This is a genomic window from Actinokineospora sp. NPDC051303, assembly GCF_055586285.1.
Map to the genome: position 1 here is coordinate 1 of NZ_JBVJIN010000052.1, position 21,621 is coordinate 21,621.

Here is a 21,621-nt window from a genome sequence, read left to right on the forward strand (position 1 = left end):
GGCCCCACGACCACGGCAAGTTTAGGGATCTTCCTTCACCCCCAAAGAAACCACTCCACCCCATCGAGCACTGGGCGAGCGCTGGTTCGGCCTGGTCGGGGTTGTGTTCGCTGCTCTGGCCCATTGAGCACCTGGCGGGCGCTGGTTCGGCTTCGTGGGGGGTTGGGTGGGTTCGCTTCTTGCTTCACCTCTCGGGGGTGGGGGTGGTTGTTGGTCAGTCGATGGGGCCGTTGAGGTAACGCTGGAGGGTGGGGCCTACTGCCTTGACCAAGGTTTCGATGTCTGTGCTCGCCAGGGGCTCGAACTCCGCTACGTAGCGGACCATGCCCAGGCCGATCATCTGGGATGCCACTAGGTTCGCTCGTAGGTCGGTTCGTCCGTCTACTGATATGACGGTGGCTAGTTGGCTGAAGACGTTCTTGATGAAGAAGTCGCGTAGGGCGTTTGCCACCTGGTTGTGTGCTGCGACGCTGCGGATTAGGGCTGCGAAGACGCCGCCGTCTTGGGTGTCCCAGGTTGTGAGGAAGGTGCGGACTATTCGTTCGCCGATGTCGTTGGGGTTGCCTTCGAGGAGGTTGGCGATCAGTTCCTGGGGGTTGAACGGCAGTTGCAGCACCGCTTGGGCGAACAATGCCTCCTTGCCGCCGAACCAGTGGTTGACCATGGCCGGGTCGACGCCTGCGCGGCGGGCTATCGCGCGGACGGTCGCGCCGTCGTATCCCTGTTCGGTGAACACCTCGCGGGCCGCCGCGAGTAGGGCCGCCTTGGTGTCAGTTCCGCCGGGCCTGCGTCCGCGTCGTCGTTCGCCGTCTTGTCGCGTGGTCACGGGACCATCATGGACTATGGTCCAGGTTCATTCCACATATGTTGAATTGTCTCGGGTGGCGGGCCACGGGGAGCTTTCGGTGGCTACGGCAGAATGACGCCATGGTCAGTGCGATCGGCATCTCATCCCGCCCCCCGGCTGTCACCGGCATGGGCGAGGTGAGTCCCACCCGGGAGGAGTTCCACGCCCTCGCCGCGAGCCGTCGGGTGATCCCGGTGGTGCGCCGGGTCCTGGCCGACGCCGAGACGCCGGTCGGGGTGTACCGCAAGCTCGCGGGGGACCGGCCGGGCACCTTCCTGTTCGAGTCCGCCGAGAACGGGCGCTCGTGGTCGCGGTGGTCGTTCGTGGGGGTGCGGAGCCCGGCCGCGCTCACCGCGACCGGGGGAGAGGCGCACTGGACCGGCACGCCGCCGGTCGGGCTGCCGGTGGGGGGCGACCCGCTCGACGCGCTCCGCGAGACCGTGCGGGTGCTGCACACCGACCCGCTGCCCGGCCTGCCCCCGCTCACCGGCGGCATGGTCGGCTACATCGGCTACGACGTCGTGCGCAGGCTCGAATGCCTCCCCGAACTGGCCGAGGACGACCTCGAACTGCCCGAACTCGTCATGCTCCTGGCCACCGACCTGGCCGCCCTCGACCACCACGAGGGCGCCATCACCCTCATCGCCAACGCGGTGAACTGGGACGACTCGACCGAGCGGGTGGACGCGGCCTACGACGACGCCGTGGCCCGGCTCGACGCCATGACGCTGGGCCTGCAGACGCCCGCCGCGCCCACGGCCGCCGTGTTCGACCGGCCCAAGCCCGAGTACACCCGCAAGCGCGAGCCGGGCGAGTACCAGGACGCGGTCCGCGCGGCCAAGGAGGCCATCCGGGCGGGCGAGGCGTTCCAGGTCGTGGTCTCCCAGCGGTTCGAGATGCGCACCGAGGCCGACCCGCTCGACGTGTACCGCATCCTGCGCGCCACCAACCCGAGCCCGTACATGTACCTGCTGCGGCTCGACGGGTTCAGCATCGTCGGCTCCAGCCCGGAAGCCCTGGTCACCGTGCGCGACGGGCGGGCCACCACGCACCCCATCGCGGGCACCCGGTGGCGCGGGGTCGACCCGGAGGAAGACCAGATCCTGGAGAAGGACCTGCTCGCCGACGAGAAGGAGCGCGCCGAGCACGTCATGCTCGTCGACCTCGGCCGCAACGACCTGGGCCGGGTCTGCAAGCCGGGCACCGTCTCGGTGGTCGACTTCTTCCGCGTCGAGCGCTACAGCCACGTCATGCACATCGTCTCGACCGTGACCGGCGAGCTGGCCGAGGGCAAGACCGCCTTCGACGCGGTGGCGGCCTGCTTCCCGGCGGGCACGCTCTCCGGCGCCCCGAAACCGCGCGCCATGGAGCTGATCGAGGAACTCGAACCCACCCGGCGCGGCCTCTACGGCGGGGTCGTCGGCTACCTCGACTTCGCGGGCGACGGCGACACCGCCATCGCCATCCGCACCGCGCTCATCCGCGACGGCGTGGCCTATGTGCAGGCGGGCGCCGGGATCGTGGCCGACTCCGACCCCGCGGCCGAGGACACCGAGTGCGTCAACAAGGCGGGCGCGGTGCTCGCCGCGGTCGCGATGGCGGGCACCATGGTCCCGGCCACCGGGGCCGATGGCTGAGCGCGGCTCCGGGCGTCCACTGTGGATAGTGGTGGCGCTGCTGCCCGCCGCGGCCGCCGCGCTGTGGGGGGCGTCCCGGCTCGCCTGGGGCTCGGCCGTGCGGAGCAGGCCGGGCACCGACGCGACGGCGACCGTCGACGTGCCCGGCGCGGAGCTGGCCCCCGCCCTGGCGCCGTTGGCGTTGGTGGCGCTGGCCGCGGTGGCGGGCGTGCTGGCGCTGGGCGGACAGCCCAGGCGGGTGCTCGGCGCCGTCGTCGCCGTCGCGGGGGTCGCGCCGGTCTGGACTGGACTGCTCACCCATGTCGACGCGGCCGCTGTCGCCGGGCGGGCGTTGGCCGTCGCGGGCGGCGCGCTCATGGTGGCCGCCGGGATTCTCCTGCTGCTGCGCGGCCACCGGATGCCGAGGCTGGGCGGGAAGTACAAGAGTCCCGGCGCGGCCAAGGAGTCCGCGCGGACCGAACAGGACCTGTGGCAGGCGCTGTCCGAGGGGGAAGACCCCACCGCGCCGGACCGGTGAACGCGGGACCCGGTGCCCAATGCCGGGACAGGCCGGAGTTAGCATCAATTCGGCGGGAAGGGGCAGAGCTTGTGAGCGACTACACGAGCGAGACATCGATCGAGGGTGGCCAGTGAGCATCCTGGACTCGATCATCGACGGTGTCCGGGAAGACCTCGCCGTTCGCGAAGCGGCCGTGTCCTTCGACACCATCAAGGAACTGGCCGCGAAGGCGCCGCCGCCCAGGGACGCGATGAGCGCCCTGCGCGGCTCGGATGTGGGGGTCATCGCCGAGGTCAAGCGGCGCAGCCCGTCCAAGGGCGACTTGGCGCCCATCGCGGACCCGGCGTCGCTGGCCAAGGACTACGAGGCCGCTGGCGCGCGCGTCATCAGCGTGCTCACCGAGCAGCGCCGCTTCGGCGGGTCGCTGGCCGACTTCGACGCGGTGCGCGCGCAGGTCGACATCCCGTTGCTGCGCAAGGACTTCATTGTCAGCCCCTACCAGGTGCACGAGGCCCGCGCGCACGGCGCCGACCTGGTGCTGCTGATCGTGGCCGCGCTGGAGCAGAACGCCCTGACCTCGCTGCTGGACCGGGTGGAGTCGCTGGGCATGACCGCGCTGGTCGAGGTGCACACCGCCGAGGAGGCGGATCGCGCGCTGGAGGCCGGGGCGCGGGTCATCGGGGTCAACGCCCGCAACCTGCACACCCTGGAGGTCGACCGGGACGTCTTCGGGCGGCTGGCCCCCGGGCTGCCGTTCGAGACGATCAAGGTCGCCGAGTCCGGCGTGCGCGGCCCCAGCGACCTGATGACCTACGCGGGCGCGGGCGCGGACGCGGTGCTGGTCGGCGAGGGGCTGGTGGCCAGCGACGACCCGAAGGCCGCGCTGGTGCAGCTGGTCACGGCGGGGTCGCACCCGGCGTGCCCGAGGCCCAGCCGATGACCGGGCCCGAGGACAAGGTTTCAGCGGACTCTGGCGAGAAGGACGCATCGGTGCCTGAGCACGACCCGCACGCCCCTGGACCGCACGATCCGGACGGGCGCGGCCACTTCGGCCCCTACGGCGGCCGGTTCATGCCCGAGGCCCTGATCGGGGCGCTGGACGAGCTGTCGGCCGAGTACGACAAGGCCCGGCTCGACCCGGAGTTCACCGACGAGTTCGCCCGGCTCCTGCGCGACTACGCGGGCAGGCCGTCGCTACTCACCGAGGCGCCGAGGTTCGCCGAGCACGCGGGCGGGGCGCGGGTGTTCCTCAAGCGCGAAGACCTCAACCACACCGGCTCCCACAAGATCAACAACGTGCTGGGCCAGGCGCTGCTCACCAAGCGGATGGGCAAGAAGCGGGTCATCGCCGAGACCGGCGCAGGCCAGCACGGCGTGGCGACCGCCACCGCGTGCGCGCTGATGGGCCTGGAGTGCGTCGTCTACATGGGCGAGGTCGACACCCAGCGCCAGGCGCTCAACGTCGCCAGGATGAAGCTGCTCGGCGCCGAGGTCATCCCGGTCACCTCCGGCTCGCGCACCCTCAAGGACGCCATCAACGAGGCGCTGCGCGACTGGGTGACCAACGTCGACACCACGCACTACCTGCTGGGCACCGCCGCGGGCGGCCACCCGTTCCCGGTGATGGTGCGCAACTTCCACAAGGTGATCGGCATCGAGGCCCGCGCCCAGTTCCTTGAGCAGACCGGGCGGCTGCCCGACGTGGTCACCGCCTGCGTCGGCGGCGGCTCCAACGCCATCGGCATCTTCCACGGGTTCATCGACGACCCCGAGGTGCGCCTGGTCGGCATCGAGCCGGGCGGCAAGGGCATCGAGACCGGCGAGCACGGCGCCACCCTCAGCGAGGGCTCGCCCGGCATGCTCCACGGCGCGCTGTCCTACCTGCTGCAAGACGAGGACGGCCAGACCATCGAGGCGTACTCGATCTCGGCGGGCCTGGACTACCCGGGCGTCGGCCCAGAGCACTCCTGGCTCAAGGACACCGCGCGCGCCGAGTACCGCTCGGTCACCGACGCCGAGGCGATGCACGCTTTCCAGCTGCTTTCCCGCACCGAGGGCATCATCCCGGCGATCGAGTCGTCGCACGCCCTCGCCGGGGCGCTCAAGCTCGGCCAGGAACTGGGGCCGGACGCGTTCATCCTGGTCAACCTGTCCGGTCGCGGCGACAAGGACATGGACACGGCCGCGAAGTACTTCGGCTTCTACGAGGAGTCCTAGATGGGCAGGCTCGACCCGCTGTTCGCGCAGACCAAGGCCGAGGGGCGCGCCGCGCTCATCGGCTACCTGCCCGCCGGTTTCCCCACGGTCGACGGCTCCGCGGAGCTGCTGCGCGCCATGGTCGACTCCGGCTGCGACCTGGTCGAGGTCGGCCTGCCCTACTCCGACCCGGTCATGGACGGCCCGACCATCCAGGCCGCCGCAGAGACGGCCCTGCGCTCCGGCTTCCGCCTGCGTGACCTGTTCCGCGTGGTGGAGGCCGTGTCGTCGGCCGGTGGGCGCGCGGTCGTCATGACCTACTGGAACCCGGTCCACCGCTACGGCGTCGACGCCTTCGCCCGCGACCTCGCCGCCGCTGGCGGCCTAGGCCTGATCACCCCCGACCTGATCCCCGACGAGGCCAGCGACTGGATCGCGGCCTCCCAGTCGCACGACCTGGACCGGATCTTCCTGGTCGCGCCGTCGTCGTCGGAGGAGCGCATCGCCCTGACCACGGCGGCATCGTCGGGCTTCGTCTACGCCACCGCTGTCATGGGCGTCACCGGCGCCCGCGACGCCGTCGGCTCGGCGGCCGAGGGCCTGGTGGCCCGCACCCGCGCCCACACCAGCCTGCCCATCGGCGTCGGCTTGGGCGTGCGCTCGGGCGCGCAGGCTGCCGAGGTCGCGGGCTTCGCGGACGCGGTCATCGTCGGCTCGGCCCTGGTCACCAGCGCCTCGTCGGGAGAAGCCGCGGTCAGGGACCTCGTCACGGACCTGGCCGAGGGCGTCCGCAAGACCCCCACCACGATCGGGTGAGCTTCGGGCTGCATGGCCGCTGAGGGCCGGTTTCTGTCGGTGCGCCCGGCGAAGGTGCGGGTATGCGCTCCATCAGATCCGCGCCGGCGTGCCAGACTGGGGTCAGCCGGCTGACTTCGGAGGTGACTCCAGCGTGGCCATGCCCATCGAGGACGACTACTACCGATTGCCCAAACGTTCACTGCCGTGGACCCTGGAGCAATTCCTCGCCTTGCCCGAAGATCGAGAGTTTCGGGTGGAACTTGTCGACGGAGGGCTCGTCGTGAGCCCGGCACCGGGTTCACGGCATCAGCGGGTGCAGCAGCGCTTGTTTTACGATCTTGAGACAGTGATGCCGGACGACCTGGAGTTGATGACGACAGTCAACGTCCTCATGAGTCCCTCGCGTCTGCTCATTCCTGACTTGGCCATCACCACCGTCCCTGGGGCCAATATCGTCTATTACCAAGCAGAAGACATCCTGCTGGTGGTCGAGGTGATCTCGCCGTCGTCTCGGACACATGACAAGGCGTTGAAGCGGGTTCTCTACGCCGAGGCACGGATTCCGTACTTCCTGCTGGTCGATCCGGCTGGGGAGCCTGCCGAGGCCACGCTCTTCCGGCTCCACAGGGACGACTACGTGCCAGTCGCGAAGAGCGAGGGGGGCCGGTTGCGGTTCGCCGAGCCCTTCGCGGTGGATCTCGTGCTCGTCTGACGGGACCTCTTCACCGGCGCGACACGCGGTCCCGTTACGGTTGGCCCCGTGACGAGCGCCTCCAACCTGATCCTGGCGAGCATCCCGAGCCCCGACCGCGGTGTGTGGGAGCTGGACCTGGGGTTCATCACCCTCCCGCTGCGGGCGTACGCGCTGTGCATCATCGCGGGGATCATCGTGGCCATCTGGTGGGGCGAGCGGCGGCTCGTCGCGCGAGGTGGCGCGGCGGGGACCGTCATCGACGTGGCCGTGTACGCGGTGCCGTTCGGGCTGGTCGGCGGCAGGCTCTACCACGTCGCCACGGACTACTACCGGTACTTCGGTGAGGGCAAGGACCCGCTCAACGCCCTGCGCATCTGGGACGGCGGGCTCGGCATCTGGGGCGCGATCGCCCTGGGCGCGGTGGGCGCGTGGATCGGGTGCAGGCGCAAGGGGGTGCCGCTGCCGGTGTTCGCCGACGCGGTCGCGCCGGGCATCGTCACCGCGCAGGCCGTCGGGCGGATCGGCAACTACTTCAACCAGGAGCTCTACGGCGGCCCGACCGACCTGCCGTGGGGTCTGGAGATCTACCGGCGGATCAACGAGACCACCGGCCTGGACGACCCGCTCAACGGCGTCGCGATCGACCACACGCTGATCGACAACAGCCCAGTCCACCCGACGTTCCTGTACGAGCTGGTCTGGAACCTCATCGTCGCCGCGCTCATCGTCCTCGCCGACCGCAAGCTCCGGCTGGGCCACGGGCGCGTGTTCGCCCTCTACGTCGCCGGATACACCCTGGGCCGCGGCGTGATCGAGATGATGCGCACCGACCCGGCCACCATGGTCCTGGGCCTGCGCATCAACGTGTGGACCTCGATCGTGCTGTTCCTCGGCGCCATCGTCTACTACATCCTGGCCGCCAAGCGCGGGGGGCGCGAAGACCTCTCGGCGCTCGCCGTCGCCCCGGACAAGGACCAGGAGCCCGCGGACGCGGACGCCGCGGCGGACACGGATGCATCGGACACCGCTGAGTCGGACACCGCTGAGAGCACCGCGTCCGATGACGTGGATCAGGTCGCGGGCTCGGCCAAGGAGAGCGAGCCAGAGCAGGCCGTGGACACGGCTGAGTCCGCCAAGCCGGATCAGGCCGGTGGCTCGACGGCCAAGGCCGCGTCCGACCCGGATCAGAAAGCGGCGTCTGGGCAGCCCGCCGAGTCAGTGACGTCGGGGAACAAGGACGCGGACTGAACGGGGAGCCCGTGACCGCACGCATCCTCGACCCCGCGGCCCTCGCCGAGGCGTTTCGCGCCGAGATCCGCGCCGACGTCGCCCAGATTCCCGAGCCTCTCACCCTGGCTGGGTTCCTGGTGGACGACCACGGCCCGTCCAAGACCTACGCCGACTACACCCGGCGCGGCTGCGAGTCGGTCGGCATCACCTTCGACCTGCGGGTCCTGGCCCCGGCCGACGTCGAGCGCGCCGTGCGCGACGCGGGCAACGACGACGGGGTGCACGGCCTGTTCGTCTACTACCCGGTCAACGGCCCCGAACGGGACCGCTGGCTGCGCGAGCTGGTCGACCCGCGCAAGGACGTCGAGGGCCTGCACTCGTTCTGGAGCCGCTGCCTCTACGAGAACCGCCGCTTCATCGACGCCGAGCGCACCAAGCGGGCACTGCTGCCGTGCACCCCGCTGGCGATCCTGAAACTGGTCGAGGACAGCGGGATCACCGCGCCGGACACCGCCGCCCCGCTGTCGGGCCTGCGCGCCTGCGTGTTCAACCGCAGCGAGATCGTGGGCAAGCCGCTGGCCGCCATGATGGCCAACGACGGCGCCACCGTCACCTCGTTCGACGCCGACGGCCCGCAGCTTTTCCTCCCCGACTCCCGCGATGTCCGCGATGTTGACGTCGACCGCGCGACCGCCCTCGCCGAGGCCGACATCGTCGTCACCGGCGTCCCGTCCCGCGACTTCCCCCTCGTGCGGCCCGACGAAATCAAACCCGGCGCGACCTGCGTCAACTTCTCCACCCTGCGTAACTTCGCCGAGGACATCACCGACACCGCGGGCGCCTTCGCCCCGCGCGTCGGCCCGATGACGGTCACCATGGCCTTGCGCAACCTCGTCCGCCTCTACCGCAACACCCACGGCTGACCCTGGCGCGTCACGCCCTGGGGCGGGTGGGGACGACTACCCGGTGGCCCCGGGCGGTGGTCAGGACCTCCACCTCCGCCGCGTAGTGCCGGGCCACGATCTCCTGCCGCAGCACCTCGTCGGGGGCGCCCACCGCGACGGGAGCGCCGTTGTCGAGCAGGAGGAGGCGGTCGGCGTACTGGGCGGCCAGGGTCAGGTCGTGCAGGGTGGTGACGACGGTGGCGCCGTCTTCCGCACGGAGGCGGTCCACCAGTTCGAGCAGGGACTGCGCGTGGCCGATGTCGAGGCCGGTCGTGGGCTCGTCCAGGAGCAGCAGCCCCGCCTGTTGGGCCAGCACCCGGGCCAGCACCGCCCGCTGGCGCTCGCCGCCGGACAGGGTGCGCAGGGGGCGGCCCGCCAGCGCGGCGAGGTCGAGCCGGGCCAGGACCTGCGCCACGATGGCCAGGTCGCGCGGGCCCTCGCGGGCGAGTGCGCCCAGGTGCGGGGTGCGGCCGAGCAGGACGTAGTCGGTGACGGTCAGGCCGTCCGGGATCAGCGGGGTCTGCGGGGCGTACCCGATGGCGCGGGCGCGGGCCCGGGTGGGCAGCGCCGCGGTGGCCACCCCGTCCAGGCGGATCTCGCCGGTGCTGGGGACCAGGCCCGCGATGGCCTTGAGCAGCGTCGACTTGCCCGCCCCGTTGGGGCCGATGATCGCCAGCCAACTGCCAGTGGGCACCTCGAACGACACCGACGACACCGCTGGCCGCCCGCCGTAGCCCGCGGCGACCCCGCGCAGGACCAGGCCGCTCACCAGACCACCGCACCCGCCCGGCGGCCCAGCGGACCCTGTGCTGACGATTCGCTCGCGCGCGTGCTCACCTGTCCACCTCGCCCCTTCGGTCGCGGTGCGCCGACGCTCGCGGCGCCAACTCGCCCGTTCGGCGTGCGCTGGGTCGTGAGCTCGCTCATCGGACCCGGTCCCGGTTGGTGCGCAGGACCAGCACGAAGAACGGGGCCCCGGTGAACGCGGTGATCACGCCGATCGGCAGTTCGGCTGGCGCGACGACGGTGCGGGCGAGCTGGTCGGCCACGATCAGGAACACCGCCCCGCCCAGCAGGGACAGCGGCACCACCACGCGGTAGCTGGCCCCGGCGAGCAGCCGCACGACGTGCGGGACCACGATTCCCACGAACCCGATCAGCCCGCTCACCGCGACCGCCGCCGCGGTGGCCAGGGACGCGGCGAGCAGCACGTAGAGCCGCACCCGCCCCGGCCGCACGCCCAGCGACGCCGCCTCGTCGTCGCCGACGGCGAGGACGTCGAGCAGGCGCGCGGACAGGCACAGCACGATCGCGGCCACCGTGATGTAGGGCAGGGTCAGCAGCACCTCGTGCCAGCCGCTGGTGTTCAGCCCGCCCAGCATCCAGGTGTAGACCTGCTTGATCGTGTCGGTGTTGAGCTGCTGCGCGAAGGTCTGGATCGCGGTCAGGAACGCCGCCACCGCGACCCCGGACAGCAGCAGCACCGCCGTCCCACCGCCAGCCGAGCGGCCCAGCAGCCAGGTCAGCCCGACCCCGCCCAGCGCGCCCGCGAACGCCGCCAGCGGCAGCGGTCCGATCACCCAGCCGGCCGCGGCGGGCGCGGCGACCACCACGATGGTGGCCGCCATGCCCGCGCCCGCCGCCGCGCCGAGCAGGTACGGGTCGGCGAGCGGGTTGCGGAACACGCCCTGGAACGCCGCGCCGGACACCGCGAGCGCCGCGCCGACCAGCCCGGCCAGCAGCACCCGGGGCAGGCGCACCTGCCAGACGATCGCGGCCTCCCGCTCGCTCAGCGGCGACATCCCGCCGGTGAGCTGCGCGACGATCTCGCGCGCGACCCGGGTCCAGCCCAGCTCGGCCGCGCCCAGCAGAGTCGACACCGTGACCGCCGCCAGCAGGGCCAGCACCCCCGCTGCCAGCACCAGCGGGGTCAGCCGAGTCCGCCGCGCGTCCACGGCGGCTCAGCTCGCCTTCGCCCGGGTCGGCCGGGCGCGTCGCGTGCCCACCGTCAGCTCAGCCCGCTTTCGTGACCGCGTCGGCGACCGCGCGCACCAGGTCGACCACGCGCGGGCCCCAGCGGGAGGCGATGTCGTCGTCCAAGACGACCACGTTGCCCTGGCGCACCGCGTCGATGGTGTCCCACCCCGGGCGCGCGCCCACGGTCTGCGGGGTCTGCGCGCAGCACTTGGTGTCGGCGAGGAACACCAGCGCGGGATTGGCCTTGATCACGTACTCGTTGGACAGCTTCGGGTAGCCGCCCGCGTCGACGTCGGCGGCATCGGCCACATTGGTCAGTCCGAACAGGCCGTACACGCCGCCGATGAACGTCTTCGACGTCACCGAGTACAGCTCGGTGTCCAGTTCGTGGTAGTACGACAGCGCTTTCTTGGGTGTGTCCCGGACGATCTTGTCGACGTCCGCGCGCATCCGCGCCACCAGATCGGCGGCTTCGGCCGGGTGGCCGGTGGCCTTGCCGAGCAGGTCGAGCTGCCCGTACACGTCGTCGAGCGAGGTGGCCGAGGGCAGGATCAGCACCGGAACGGACAGCCTGCCCAGGCCCGCCACCAGGTCGCCCGCGTCCGCGGCGGCGACGACCAGGTCGGGGGAGTAGGCGCCCAGGGCCTCGACGTTCACGGTGAGCCCCGACAGCGCCGTGCGGGGAGCCTCGGCGGGGAAGTTCGACTGGTCGTCCACCGCGACCACCTGCTTGCCCGCGCCGACCGCGAACAGCCCCTCGGTGGCGCTGGAGGACAGCGAGACGATCTTCTCGGGCCGCTTGGCCAGAGTCACCTGGGCGCCGCCGGGCGCGGTGAGCGTGACCGGGAAGCTCGCGCTCGGCGGCGGTGCGGTCTCGGCGGGCTGTTCGCGGGTGGCGCACCCGGTGAGCGCGCCGATCAGCAGTGTCGCGGCGACCAAGCGTCGGACGGCCGACTGTGTCATCGTGGACCTCGGGTCGTGGCTCGCGCGCGGCGGCGGGCCCGGTTCGCCCGGGACGCGCCGCCCCTGCGCCGGGGGCGGATGGCGTCGACACCGGCGGCAGGCGACCTGGCTCGGGTCCCGTGCGGGACCACCACAGTTGCGGGACAGCGCCGGATTCGCACCGGACTTCGCTGCCGTCGTGTGTCGCCGGGGCGAGCCCGGCGCAGTGACGCTAGCACTGCCGCCGCGCGCTTACCTGTGGGTAGGTGGATATTCCGATATGCTGAGGAGCCAGGAATGATCTCCCGGCGCGTCTTCGGGCGCGTCACGCCGCGCTACCTCAGTCCCCCCAGCGGCAAGCCCGCAGGTGTACCCCCGGGCCGACAAAGGTGTCTTGCTCGTTTCAGGACTGTTAAGCTCGGAACATCCGCGGGCCGCTGCCGTCCCGCGCTTAGCAGCCGGTTTGCCCACCAGCAACGACCGACCTGAGCGCGAGATCGCAGACAGGAGGCCCCCGCTCATGATCTTTTCCGCCCTGCCACGCCCCCAGGGGCTCTACGACCCGGCCCAGGAGCGCGACGCGTGCGGGGTCGCCATGGTCGCCGACATCCGGGGCCGCCGCTCGCACGCCATCGTGACCGACGCGCTCACCGCGCTGGCCAACCTGGAGCACCGGGGCGCCGCGGGGGCCGAGCCGACCAGTGGCGACGGCGCGGGCATCCTCGTGCAGTTGCCCGACGCGCTGCTGCGCGACGAGGTCGATTTCCCGCTGCCTGAACCGGATTCCGACGGCGCGCACGCCTACGCGACCGGCCTGGCGTTCCTGCCCGCCCACCCGGGCGACCGGGAGAAGGCGGTCAACCTCGTGGAGCGGATCGCCGAGGAGGAGGGCCTGCGGGTGCTGGGCTGGCGCGAGGTGCCGGTCGATGTGGACGGTGCCGACATCGGCCCCACCGCCCGTTCGGTCATGCCGCACTTCGCCATGCCGTTCGTCGCGGCAGAGCCGGACGCGCACGGCGCGCGTCCCACCGGGATCGAGCTGGACCGGCTCGCGTTCTGCCTGCGCAAGCGAGTCGAGCGGGACAGCGCAGTGGCCGACTGCGGCACCTACTTCCCGTCGCTGTCTTCCCGGACGATGGTCTACAAGGGAATGCTGACCACCGCTCAGGTTCCGGCGTTCTTCCCGGACCTGCGCGACCCCCGGTTGGTGACCGCGATCGCGCTGGTGCACTCGCGGTTCTCCACGAACACCTTCCCGTCTTGGCCGCTGGCGCACCCGTTCCGCTACGTCGCGCACAACGGCGAGATCAACACCGTGCGCGGCAACCGGAACCGGATGCGCGCGCGCGAGGCGCTGCTGGAGTCCGCGCTGCTGCCCGGCGACCTGACCCGGCTGTTCCCGATCGTGGACCCGGACGGCTCGGACTCCGCGTCGTTCGACGAGGTGCTGGAACTGCTGCACCTGGGCGGCCGGTCGCTGCCGCACGCGGTGCTGATGATGATCCCGGAGGCGTGGGAGAACACCCCGGTCGGCAGCGACCAGGCGGACGGCCAGACCACCGTCACCATGGACCGCGGGCTGCGGGCGTTCTACCAGTTCCACGCGAGCCTGATGGAGCCCTGGGACGGCCCGGCGTGCGTGACCTTCACCGACGGGGCCCTGGTCGGCGCGGTGCTCGACCGCAACGGCCTGCGCCCGGCCCGCTGGTGGCGGCTGGCCGACGACCGGGTGGTGCTGGCCAGCGAGACCGGCGTGCTGGACGTGCCGCCGGACCAGGTCGTGGCCAAGGGCCGGTTGCAGCCGGGCCGGATGTTCCTTGTGGACACCGCGGCTGGTCGGATCGTGGACGACCGCGAGGTCAAGGCCGAGCTGGCCGCGGCGCTGCCGTACGAGGAATGGCTGCACGCCGGACTGCTCAAGATCGCCGACCTGCCCGACCGCGAGCACGTGGTGCAGACCCACGAGTCGGTGCTGCGCCGCCAGCTCACCTTCGGCTACACCGAGGAGGAGCTCAAGATCCTGCTCACCCCGATGGCCGTCACCGGGGCCGAGCCGATCGGGTCGATGGGCACCGACACCCCGCCCGCAGCGCTCTCGCAGCGGGCGCGGCTGCTCTACGACTACTTCAAGCAGAACTTCGCCCAGGTCACCAACCCGCCGCTGGACGCGATCCGCGAGGAGATCGTCACCTCCGTGCAGCGGATCATGGGCCCGGAGCAGAACCTGCTTGAGCCGGGACCGGCGTCCTGTCGGCACATCCAGCTGCCGTACCCGGTGATCGACAACGACGAGCTGGCCAAGCTCATCCACGTCAACGACGACGGGGACCTGCCCGGCTTCGCCTGCACTGTCCTTTCGGGACTGTACGAAGTGGACGGCGGGGGCGCGGCGCTCGCCGCGGCGGTGGAGCGGGTGCGCCGGGAGGCGTCCGAGGCGATCGCCGCCGGGGCGCGCACGCTGGTGCTCTCCGACCGCGACTCCGACCACCGGATGGCGCCGATCCCGTCGCTGCTGCTGGTCTCGGCCGTGCACCACCACCTGGTGCGCACCAAGGAGCGGCTGCGGGTCGCGCTGGTCGTGGAGAGCGGCGACGCCCGCGAGGTGCACCACGTGGCGCTGCTGCTCGGCTACGGCGCCGCGGCGGTGAACCCGTACCTGGCGTTCGAGACCATCGAGGACATGATCGCCAGCGGCGCGATCACCGGCGTCGAGCCGCGCGCCGCCGTGCGCAACTACGTGCGCGCGCTGGTCAAGGGCGTGCTCAAGATCATGTCCAAGATGGGCATCTCGACGGTCGGCGCCTACACCGCCGCGCAGGTCTTCGAGTCCTTCGGCTTGGCCAACGACCTGCTGGACGAGTACTTCACCGGCACGACGTCCAAGCTCGGCGGCGTCGGCCTCGACGTGCTCGCCGAGGAGGCCGCGGCCCGGCACCGCCGCGCGCACCCGGACAACCCGACCGACCGCGTCCACCGCGGCCTCGACGTCGGTGGCGAGTACGCCTACCGGCGCGAGGGCGAACTGCACCTGTTCAGCCCGGAGACCGTGTTCCTGCTCCAGCACGCCACCCGCACCGGCCGCGAGGCCGTGTACCGGGAGTACACCGCCGAGGTGGAGCGGCTCAACCGCGCGGGCGGCGCGCTGCGCGGGCTGTTCGCGTTCAAGACCGAGGGCAGGGCGCCGATCCCGATCGACGAGGTCGAGCCGGTCGAGGCGATCCTGACCCGGTTCAACACCGGCGCCATGTCCTACGGCTCGATCTCGGCCGAGGCGCACGAGACGCTGGCGATCGCGATGAACATGATCGGCGGCCGGTCCAACACCGGCGAGGGCGGCGAGGACCCTGGGCGGCTCTACGATTCCCGGCGGCGGTCGGCCATCAAGCAGGTCGCGAGTGGACGGTTCGGGGTCACCAGCGAGTACCTGGTCAACGCCGACGACATCCAGATCAAGATGGCGCAGGGCGCGAAACCCGGCGAGGGCGGGCAGTTGCCGCCGAACAAGGTCTACCCGTGGATCGCGCGCACCCGGCACTCCACCGCGGGTGTCGGACTGATCTCGCCGCCGCCGCACCACGACATCTACTCGATCGAGGACCTGGCGCAGCTCATCCACGATCTCAAGAACGCCAACGAGAACGCCCGCGTCCACGTGAAGCTGGTCAGTGAGACAGGCGTTGGCACCGTCGCGGCTGGGGTGTCCAAGGCGCACGCCGACGTGGTGCTGATCTCCGGGCACGACGGCGGCACCGGCGCGTCCCCGCTGAACTCGCTCAAGCACGCGGGCACACCGTGGGAGATCGGCCTCGCCGAGACCCAGCAGACCTTGCTGCTCAACGGTTTGCGCGACCGCATCACGGTGCAGGTCGACGGCGGGCTCAAGACCGGGCGCGACGTGATCGTCGCCGCGCTGCTCGGCGCGGAGGAATACGGCTTCGCCACCGCGCCGCTGATCGTCGCGGGCTGCGTGATGATGCGCGTGTGCCATTTGGACACCTGCCCGGTCGGTGTCGCGACGCAGAACCCGGTGCTGCGCAAGCGGTACACCGGCCAGGCCGAGCACATCGTAAACTACTTCCGGTTCGTGGCGCAGGAAGTCCGCGAACACCTTGCCGCACTGGGGTTCCGCACGCTGGACGACGCGATCGGGCACGCCGAGCTGCTCGACACCGACCGCGCCGTCGAGCACTGGAAAGCCCAGGGCCTAGACCTCACCCCGGTGTTCGCCGTCCCGGAGACCCGCTACGGCACCGCCCGCCGCCGGGTCCGCGCGCAGGACCACGGCCTTGAGCACGCGCTGGACCGCACCCTCGTGCAGCTTGCCGAGGCGGCGCTGGAGGACGCGCACCCGGTGCGGCTGGAACTGCCGGTGCGCAACGTCAACCGGACCGTGGGCACCCTGCTCGGCTCCGAGGTCACCCGCCGCTTCGGCGGCGACGGGCTGCCCGAGGACACCATCCAGATCCGGCTCACCGGCTCGGCGGGACAGTCGCTTGGCGCGTTCCTGCCGCGCGGCATCACCCTCGACCTGGTGGGCGACGCCAACGACTACGTCGGCAAGGGCCTGTCCGGCGGGCGGATCGTGGTCCGCCCGCACCCGGACTCGGTGTTCGCCGCCGAGCGGCAGGTGATCGCGGGCAACGTCATCGCCTACGGCGCGACCGCGGGCGAGGTCTTCCTGCGCGGCCGGGTGGGGGAGCGGTTCGGGGTGCGCAACTCCGGCGCGGTCATCGTCGCCGAGGGCGTGGGCGACCACGCCTTCGAGTACATGACCGGCGGGCGCGCGGTGGTGCTCGGCGAGACCGGCCGCAACCTGGCCGCGGGCATGTCCGGCGGCATCGCCTACGTGCTCGACCTCGACCCGCGCCGGGTCAACACCGAGATGGTCGAGTTGCAGGCTCCCGGCCCCGACGACCTGCGGTGGCTGCGGGAGACCGTCAGCAGGCACCACGACCTGACCGGCTCGGCGGTGGCCGCGTCGCTGCTGGGCGACTGGCCGCGCCGCTCGGCGGCGTTCACCAAGGTCATGCCGCGCGACTACCAGCGGGTGCTGGCGGCGATGCGGCTCGCGCGGGCGGAAGGCCGCGACGTGGACGAGGCGATCATGGAGGCGTCCCGTGGCTGACCGCTGTGCGACCGCTCCCGCCCCCCTCGTCCCCACCCGGCGTCGTCCCCGGCTTGCCGGGAAGTCCGCCGGTTCGGAGGTGTTCCGTGGCTGACCCGAATGGCTTCCTCAAGGTCCGGCGCGCCGACGCGCCCAAGCGCCCGGTTGACGACCGGCTCGGCGACTGGCGCGAGGTCTACGCGGACCTCACGCCCGACGAGCGCGAAGCGCGGGTGCGCGAGCAGGCCACCCGCTGCATGGACTGCGGCATCCCGTTCTGCCACTCCGGCTCGGCGGGCTGCCCGCTGGGCAACCTGATTCCGGAGTGGAACGACCTGGTGCGCCGCGGCGACTGGGCGGTCGCCAGCGACCGGCTGCACGCGACGAACAACTTCCCCGAGTTCACCGGCAGGCTGTGCCCGGCCCCGTGCGAGGCGGCGTGCGTGCTGGCGATCGCGCCGGAGTCCGGCGGCGCGGTCACCATCAAGCGGGTGGAGAACACCATCGCCGACGTGTCGTGGGAGCGCGGGCACGTCGAGCCGGTGCGGCCAGCGGTGTCCACCGGGCGCAAGGTGGCCGTCGTCGGCTCCGGCCCGGCCGGGCTCGCCGCCGCCCAGCAGCTCACCCGCGCGGGCCACGAGGTCACCGTCTACGAGCGCGACGACCGGCTCGGCGGCCTGCTGCGCTACGGCATCCCCGAGTTCAAGATGGAGAAGAAGGTCCTCGACCGGCGCCTGGCCCAGCTACGCGTCGAGGGCACCCGGTTCGTCACCGGCTGCGAGGTCGGCGGCAGCGCCCCCGGCTCCCTGTCGGTGGAAGCGCTGCGCGCGGAGTACGACGCGGTGGTCCTGGCGGTCGGCGCGCTGCGCGGCCGGGACGCCCCGGACGTTCCCGGGCGCGGCCTGCGCGGGGTCCACCTCGCCATGGAGCACCTGGTCCCGGCCAACCGGGAGTGCGAGGGCGACGGCCCCGCGCAGCTCAGCGCGGCGGGCAAGCACGTGGTGATCATCGGCGGCGGCGACACCGGCGCGGACTGCTACGGCACCGCCATCCGCCAGGGCGCCGCGAGCGTCACCCAACTCGACCAGTACCCCCGCCCACCCGAGACCCGCGACGACGAGCGGTCCCCGTGGCCGGTGTGGCCGTGGATTCTGCGCACCTACCCCGCGCACGAAGAAGGCGGCGAGCGCAAGTTCGCGGTGGCCGTGGACCGCTTCGTCGGCGACGCGGACGGGAACGTGACCTCGGTGCAGCTACGGGAGGTCAAGGTCCGCAAGGACCCAGCCACCGGCATCCGCGAGGTCGTCCCGGTCGGCGACGAGGTGCAGGTGCTGCCCGCCGACCTGGTCCTGCTGGCCATCGGCTTCGAGGGCGTAGAGCACATGCCCCTGCTCGACGCCCTGGACCTGACCCTGACCCGACGCGGCACCCTGTCCTGCGGCCAAGACTGGCAAACCACCACCCCCGGCGTCTTCGTCTGCGGCGACGCCCACCGCGGCGCCTCCCTAGTCGTCTGGGCGGTGGCCGAGGGCCGCTCGGTCGCCAACGCAGTCGACGCCTACCTCACCGGCGCGTCCGATTTGCCAGCCCCCGTGCACCCGACCGCGCTTCCGCTGGCGGTGCTGTAGGAGTCACCGGACAGCGAGACCCCCGGCTCTGGCCGGGGGTCTCGCTGTTTTGTGGTGTTAGTGGTGTGGGGTGGTTTTTAGTGTTGTGAGGAATGTGGTGTAGGTGTGGGTGGGGAAGGTGAGTGCGCCGGTGTTGGGGCTTTTTGAGTCTCGGATTCCGGTGGTTTGTTCGCCGACTGAGAGTTCGACGCACATGTTGTCCGGTTGGCTGTGGCTGCTTTTGCGCCAGGTCTTGCCAGTGCTCATTTTCCTTACTCTCCACGTAGTTCGCGGATGAACTCGCTGGTGTCCGCGTCCGCAGGCGCGGCGTTGCTCGCTGGGCGGCGCGTGGCCGGGGACAGCAGTCGCACGATTGTCTGCGAGTGGCAGTCCGCCTTGTCCGCGACCTGGTCTACCTCCACCCGGTGCTTGACGATCGGCTTGAAGAACCTGCTGAGCCCGCGCTTTCCCAGCGTCGTTCCTTTTGTCATCCAATCACTGTAGTCATCCTCCCGGTAGATATGCCTGATGTGCTGTCTGTTCGGTGAATGCGATGTCGGAGACCGATCGCGTGGGAACTTTCGGCACCGCGCGAACCGTCGTGGTCTGACCGGGAGTCACCGAATCCCGTGCGCGAGTTCACCCGGATGACGGACGCCACCCGGCGAAAAGTGAGCAAATATCAACTCCATCTCCCCGTACGACGTCCTCGGAGGTGGAGTTCATGTCCCCGCACCGTGTCGCTCTGATCGTCCTTGTCGCGGCGTTATCCGTTCTTGGCCTGACCGTGCCCGCGCACGCGGTCGGCGACTCGGCCGAGGTGGTTTCGGCTGCCGCGCACTGGACTCCGGAGCGGATGCGCGCGGCTGTTCCGCTTGACCGGATTGCCGTGGCGCACAAGAAAATCAGGACTTCCGTCGCCACCGCCGCGCCCACGGTGATCGCGCCGACCGCCTACCCCAGCGGTGGGGCGGCGTGGACCGGGGGCGGTGCGGTGGTCAAGACCACCGGCCGGGTCTTCTTCACCTACGGGGGCCGCGACGCCTCCTGTAGCGGTGACGCGGTCACTAGCGCCAACAAGAGCACGGTGCTCACCGCCGGGCACTGCGTGAAACTCGACGGGGCGTACCACACCAACTGGGTCTTCGTCCCCGCTTACGACAACGGTGCCGCGCCCTACGGGAAGTGGGCCGCGCGCGCCACGTTCGCCACGCCGCAGTGGGACGCCAGTGAGGACATCAACTTCGACATCGGGGCCGCGGTGGTGAGCCCGCTCAACGGGGCGCTGCTCACCGATGTGGTCGGCGGGCAGGGGGTGGCCTTCAACCAGCCGAAGGCGCAGAACATGTACGCCTTCGGCTATCCCGCCGCGGCGCCGTATGACGGCACGAAGCTCATCTATTGCAGCGGTCGCACGTTCAGCGCGTTCCTCAGCAGCGGGGTCGGCATGACCTGCGACATGACCGGCGGCTCCAGCGGTGGCCCGTGGTTCCAGTCGTTCGATGAGAGGACGGGGCTGGGGGTGCAGAACTCGGTCAACAGCTACAAGATCAGCATTCTGCCGTTCTGGATGTTCGGCCCGTACTTCGGCGCCGACGCCCAAAACCTCTACAACACCGCCGCGGCGGCCTGAGGCGCCCGCCGACGCCGCGCGCCTGCGGGTCGCGGCGTCGGCGGCGCATGCGAGACTGCCGCCGATGAGCACGCAGAACGATCTCCAGCCGAACCCGCCCGCCTTGGTGAGCTACGGGCACTACACCGCGCTGCGGGTGGCGGACGGCCGGGCGCGTGGCCTGGCCCGGCATCTCGAACGGCTCGACCGGGACTCGCGGATCGTCTTCGGCCGCGGGATCGATGAGGACCAGGTGCGCGCGGCGATCCGCGCCGCGGCCGCGGGCGTGGCCGGGCCCGCCCTGGTCAAGGTGACCGTGTTCGCGCCCGCCTTCGACCGGCGGCGGCCCGAGGCCGAGTTGGACACCGAGATCATGGTGACCGCCGACCCGCTGTCCGGCGAAGCCCCGCCGCCGCTGCGCGTGCGCACCGCCGGGTACCAGCGCGACCTGCCGCAGGTGAAGCACGTCGGCACGTTCGGGCTGCTCTACCAGCGCAGGCTCGCCCGCCAGGCGGGCTACGACGACGTGCTGTTCGTCGCCCCCGACGGCCAGGTCTCCGAGGGCTGCACCTGGAACGTGTGCTTCCTCGACGGCGACAAGGTCGTCTGGCCGAGCTCGCCCGCGCTGCCCGGGGTCGGCATGGGCCTGATCCAGAGCGGCCTGAACCGCGGCGGCCTGGCGTACGAGACGCGCCCGGTGCTCGCCGCCGAACTCGCGGGCTTCCGCGCCGCGTTCGCCACCAACGCGCTCACCCCGGTGCGGCCCATCACGCAGATCGATGACGTGAAGTACGAGGTCGACCCGGACGCCGCCGCCCGGCTGCTGCGCTGCCACGACCTGACCGCGGGGGAGCGCGTGTGACTGCGTTTCAAGGGTTCGGCGAGTACGCGATCGACTTCTACGACGGCCTGGTGGCCGACAATTCCAAGGCGTACTGGGACGCGAACAAGGCGACCTACGACGCCGACGTCCGCGCCCCCATGCAGGCCCTGCTGGGTGAGCTGGAGAAGGAGTTCGGCGCAGAGTTCGGCCGGGCGAAGGTGTTCCGCCCGTTTCGCGATGTGCGGTTCGCCAAAGACAAGACGCCGTACAAGACGCACTGCGGCGGCGTGATCGAGGCGGGCCGGGGCGGCGGGGCGTACTACGTCGAGGTCGGGCCAGCGGGGCTGCGCGTCGGCGGCGGCTGCTTCCACCTCGCCGCTGACCAGCTCGCCCGGTACCGGACCGCGGTCGCCGAGGAGATCCACGGCGAGGCGCTGCGCGCGATCCTGGCGAAGCTGGAGCGCTCAGGCTGGGAGATCCTGGGCGACCGGCTGCGCACGGCCCCGCGCGGCTACGCCAAGGACCACCCGCGCATCGATTTGCTCCAGTACCGCTCGGTTTACGCCGTGCGCGTCTGGGAGCCGGACGACACGCTGCATGAGCGCGGCTGCCTCACCCGGGTGCGCACCGCATGGCGGCAGCTCCGGGCGTTCAACGAGTGGAGCCGCGACCACGTTGGTGTGAGCGAGGTCGCTCGGTAGCGGGAAGATT

At 71.3% G+C, this 21,621-nt stretch carries 19 protein-coding genes; 13 read left to right on the forward strand and 6 right to left on the reverse strand.

Translation table 11 applies throughout. The features are described from left to right. Nucleotides 1-214 precede the first annotated feature (214 nt). Nucleotides 215-826, reverse strand: a complete 612-nt coding sequence (locus ACZ6SD_RS27335; protein ID WP_465319865.1) for a TetR/AcrR family transcriptional regulator — start codon at nt 824-826, stop codon at nt 215-217. 101 nt (nt 827-927) lie between these two features. Between ACZ6SD_RS27335 and ACZ6SD_RS27340 the strand changes: the two genes are divergently transcribed. The 8 genes from ACZ6SD_RS27340 (at nt 928) to ACZ6SD_RS27375 (ending at nt 8,824) form a co-directional block, all read left to right on the forward strand. Beyond that, nucleotides 928-2,484, forward strand: coding sequence for an anthranilate synthase component I (locus tag ACZ6SD_RS27340; RefSeq protein WP_465319866.1), 1,557 nt, complete (start codon nt 928-930; stop codon nt 2,482-2,484). Continuing rightward, nucleotides 2,477-3,001 (forward strand): Trp biosynthesis-associated membrane protein, encoded by a 525-nt coding sequence (locus ACZ6SD_RS27345; RefSeq protein WP_465319867.1) that lies wholly within the window; start codon nt 2,477-2,479, stop codon nt 2,999-3,001. Before ACZ6SD_RS27340 ends, ACZ6SD_RS27345 begins: the two co-directional genes overlap by 8 nt. Nucleotides 3,002-3,113: 112 nt before the next feature. Continuing rightward, entirely contained in the window at nt 3,114-3,923 is an 810-nt protein-coding gene (gene trpC, locus ACZ6SD_RS27350; RefSeq protein ID WP_465319868.1) for an indole-3-glycerol phosphate synthase TrpC, read from the forward strand. Further along, entirely contained in the window at nt 3,902-5,200 is a 1,299-nt protein-coding gene (trpB, locus tag ACZ6SD_RS27355; RefSeq protein WP_465319869.1) for a tryptophan synthase subunit beta, read from the forward strand. The genes trpC and trpB overlap by 22 nt, the downstream gene beginning before the upstream one ends. Then, complete coding sequence (gene trpA / locus ACZ6SD_RS27360; RefSeq protein ID WP_465319870.1) at nt 5,201-5,995, forward strand: tryptophan synthase subunit alpha; 795 nt, start codon at nt 5,201-5,203, stop codon at nt 5,993-5,995. Between the two features lie 139 nt (nt 5,996-6,134). After that, a complete protein-coding gene (locus ACZ6SD_RS27365) occupies nt 6,135-6,689 on the forward strand; it encodes a Uma2 family endonuclease (protein ID WP_465319898.1) in 555 nt (184 codons plus the stop codon). Nucleotides 6,690-6,737: 48 nt separating this feature from the next. Beyond that, nucleotides 6,738-7,919, forward strand: coding sequence for a prolipoprotein diacylglyceryl transferase (gene lgt / locus ACZ6SD_RS27370; protein WP_465319871.1), 1,182 nt, complete (start codon nt 6,738-6,740; stop codon nt 7,917-7,919). Between the two features lie 11 nt (nt 7,920-7,930). After that, nucleotides 7,931-8,824 (forward strand): bifunctional methylenetetrahydrofolate dehydrogenase/methenyltetrahydrofolate cyclohydrolase, encoded by an 894-nt coding sequence (locus ACZ6SD_RS27375; RefSeq protein ID WP_465319872.1) that lies wholly within the window; start codon nt 7,931-7,933, stop codon nt 8,822-8,824. 10 nt (nt 8,825-8,834) lie between these two features. Here the strand turns inward: ACZ6SD_RS27375 and ACZ6SD_RS27380 are convergent, their stop codons facing one another. The 3 genes from ACZ6SD_RS27380 to ACZ6SD_RS27390 all read right to left on the reverse strand — a co-directional run bounded on the left by ACZ6SD_RS27380 (nt 8,835) and on the right by ACZ6SD_RS27390 (nt 11,785). Then, nucleotides 8,835-9,614, reverse strand: coding sequence for an ABC transporter ATP-binding protein (locus ACZ6SD_RS27380; RefSeq protein WP_465319873.1), 780 nt, complete (start codon nt 9,612-9,614; stop codon nt 8,835-8,837). A 154-nt stretch (nt 9,615-9,768) separates the two neighbouring features. Beyond that, the gene (locus tag ACZ6SD_RS27385) at nt 9,769-10,800 is read right to left on the reverse strand and encodes a FecCD family ABC transporter permease (protein ID WP_465319874.1); all 1,032 of its coding nucleotides are present in this window, start codon (nt 10,798-10,800) and stop codon (nt 9,769-9,771) included. Between the two features lie 58 nt (nt 10,801-10,858). After that, nucleotides 10,859-11,785 carry an ABC transporter substrate-binding protein gene (locus ACZ6SD_RS27390; protein ID WP_465319875.1) on the reverse strand — a complete coding sequence of 309 codons (927 nt, stop codon included), beginning with the start codon at nt 11,783-11,785 and terminating at the stop codon, nt 10,859-10,861. 499 nt (nt 11,786-12,284) lie between these two features. Here ACZ6SD_RS27390 and gltB point away from each other — a divergent pair, with 499 nt between their 5' ends. Both gltB and ACZ6SD_RS27400 read left to right on the forward strand, forming a co-directional pair. Further along, nucleotides 12,285-16,889, forward strand: a complete 4,605-nt coding sequence (gene gltB / locus ACZ6SD_RS27395; protein ID WP_465319876.1) for a glutamate synthase large subunit — start codon at nt 12,285-12,287, stop codon at nt 16,887-16,889. 86 nt (nt 16,890-16,975) lie between these two features. Beyond that, complete coding sequence (locus ACZ6SD_RS27400) at nt 16,976-18,496, forward strand: glutamate synthase subunit beta (RefSeq protein WP_465319877.1); 1,521 nt, start codon at nt 16,976-16,978, stop codon at nt 18,494-18,496. A 57-nt stretch (nt 18,497-18,553) separates the two neighbouring features. Here ACZ6SD_RS27400 and ACZ6SD_RS27405 read toward each other — a convergent pair whose 3' ends face one another. Then, a complete protein-coding gene (locus ACZ6SD_RS27405; protein WP_465319878.1) occupies nt 18,554-18,742 on the reverse strand; it encodes a DUF397 domain-containing protein in 189 nt (62 codons plus the stop codon). Nucleotides 18,743-18,747: 5 nt separating this feature from the next. Continuing rightward, nucleotides 18,748-18,966, reverse strand: coding sequence for a hypothetical protein (locus tag ACZ6SD_RS27410; RefSeq protein WP_465319879.1), 219 nt, complete (start codon nt 18,964-18,966; stop codon nt 18,748-18,750). 233 nt (nt 18,967-19,199) lie between these two features. Between ACZ6SD_RS27410 and ACZ6SD_RS27415 the strand changes: the two genes are divergently transcribed. The 3 genes from ACZ6SD_RS27415 (at nt 19,200) to ACZ6SD_RS27425 (ending at nt 21,611) form a co-directional block, all read left to right on the forward strand. Continuing rightward, nucleotides 19,200-20,108 (forward strand): trypsin-like serine peptidase, encoded by a 909-nt coding sequence (locus tag ACZ6SD_RS27415; RefSeq protein ID WP_465319880.1) that lies wholly within the window; start codon nt 19,200-19,202, stop codon nt 20,106-20,108. A gap of 64 nt (nt 20,109-20,172) precedes the next feature. Further along, complete coding sequence (locus tag ACZ6SD_RS27420; protein WP_465319881.1) at nt 20,173-20,949, forward strand: aminotransferase class IV; 777 nt, start codon at nt 20,173-20,175, stop codon at nt 20,947-20,949. Beyond that, the gene (locus ACZ6SD_RS27425) at nt 20,946-21,611 is read left to right on the forward strand and encodes a DUF2461 domain-containing protein (RefSeq protein WP_465319882.1); all 666 of its coding nucleotides are present in this window, start codon (nt 20,946-20,948) and stop codon (nt 21,609-21,611) included. The genes ACZ6SD_RS27420 and ACZ6SD_RS27425 overlap by 4 nt, the downstream gene beginning before the upstream one ends. The last annotated feature ends 10 nt before the right edge of the window (nt 21,612-21,621 follow it).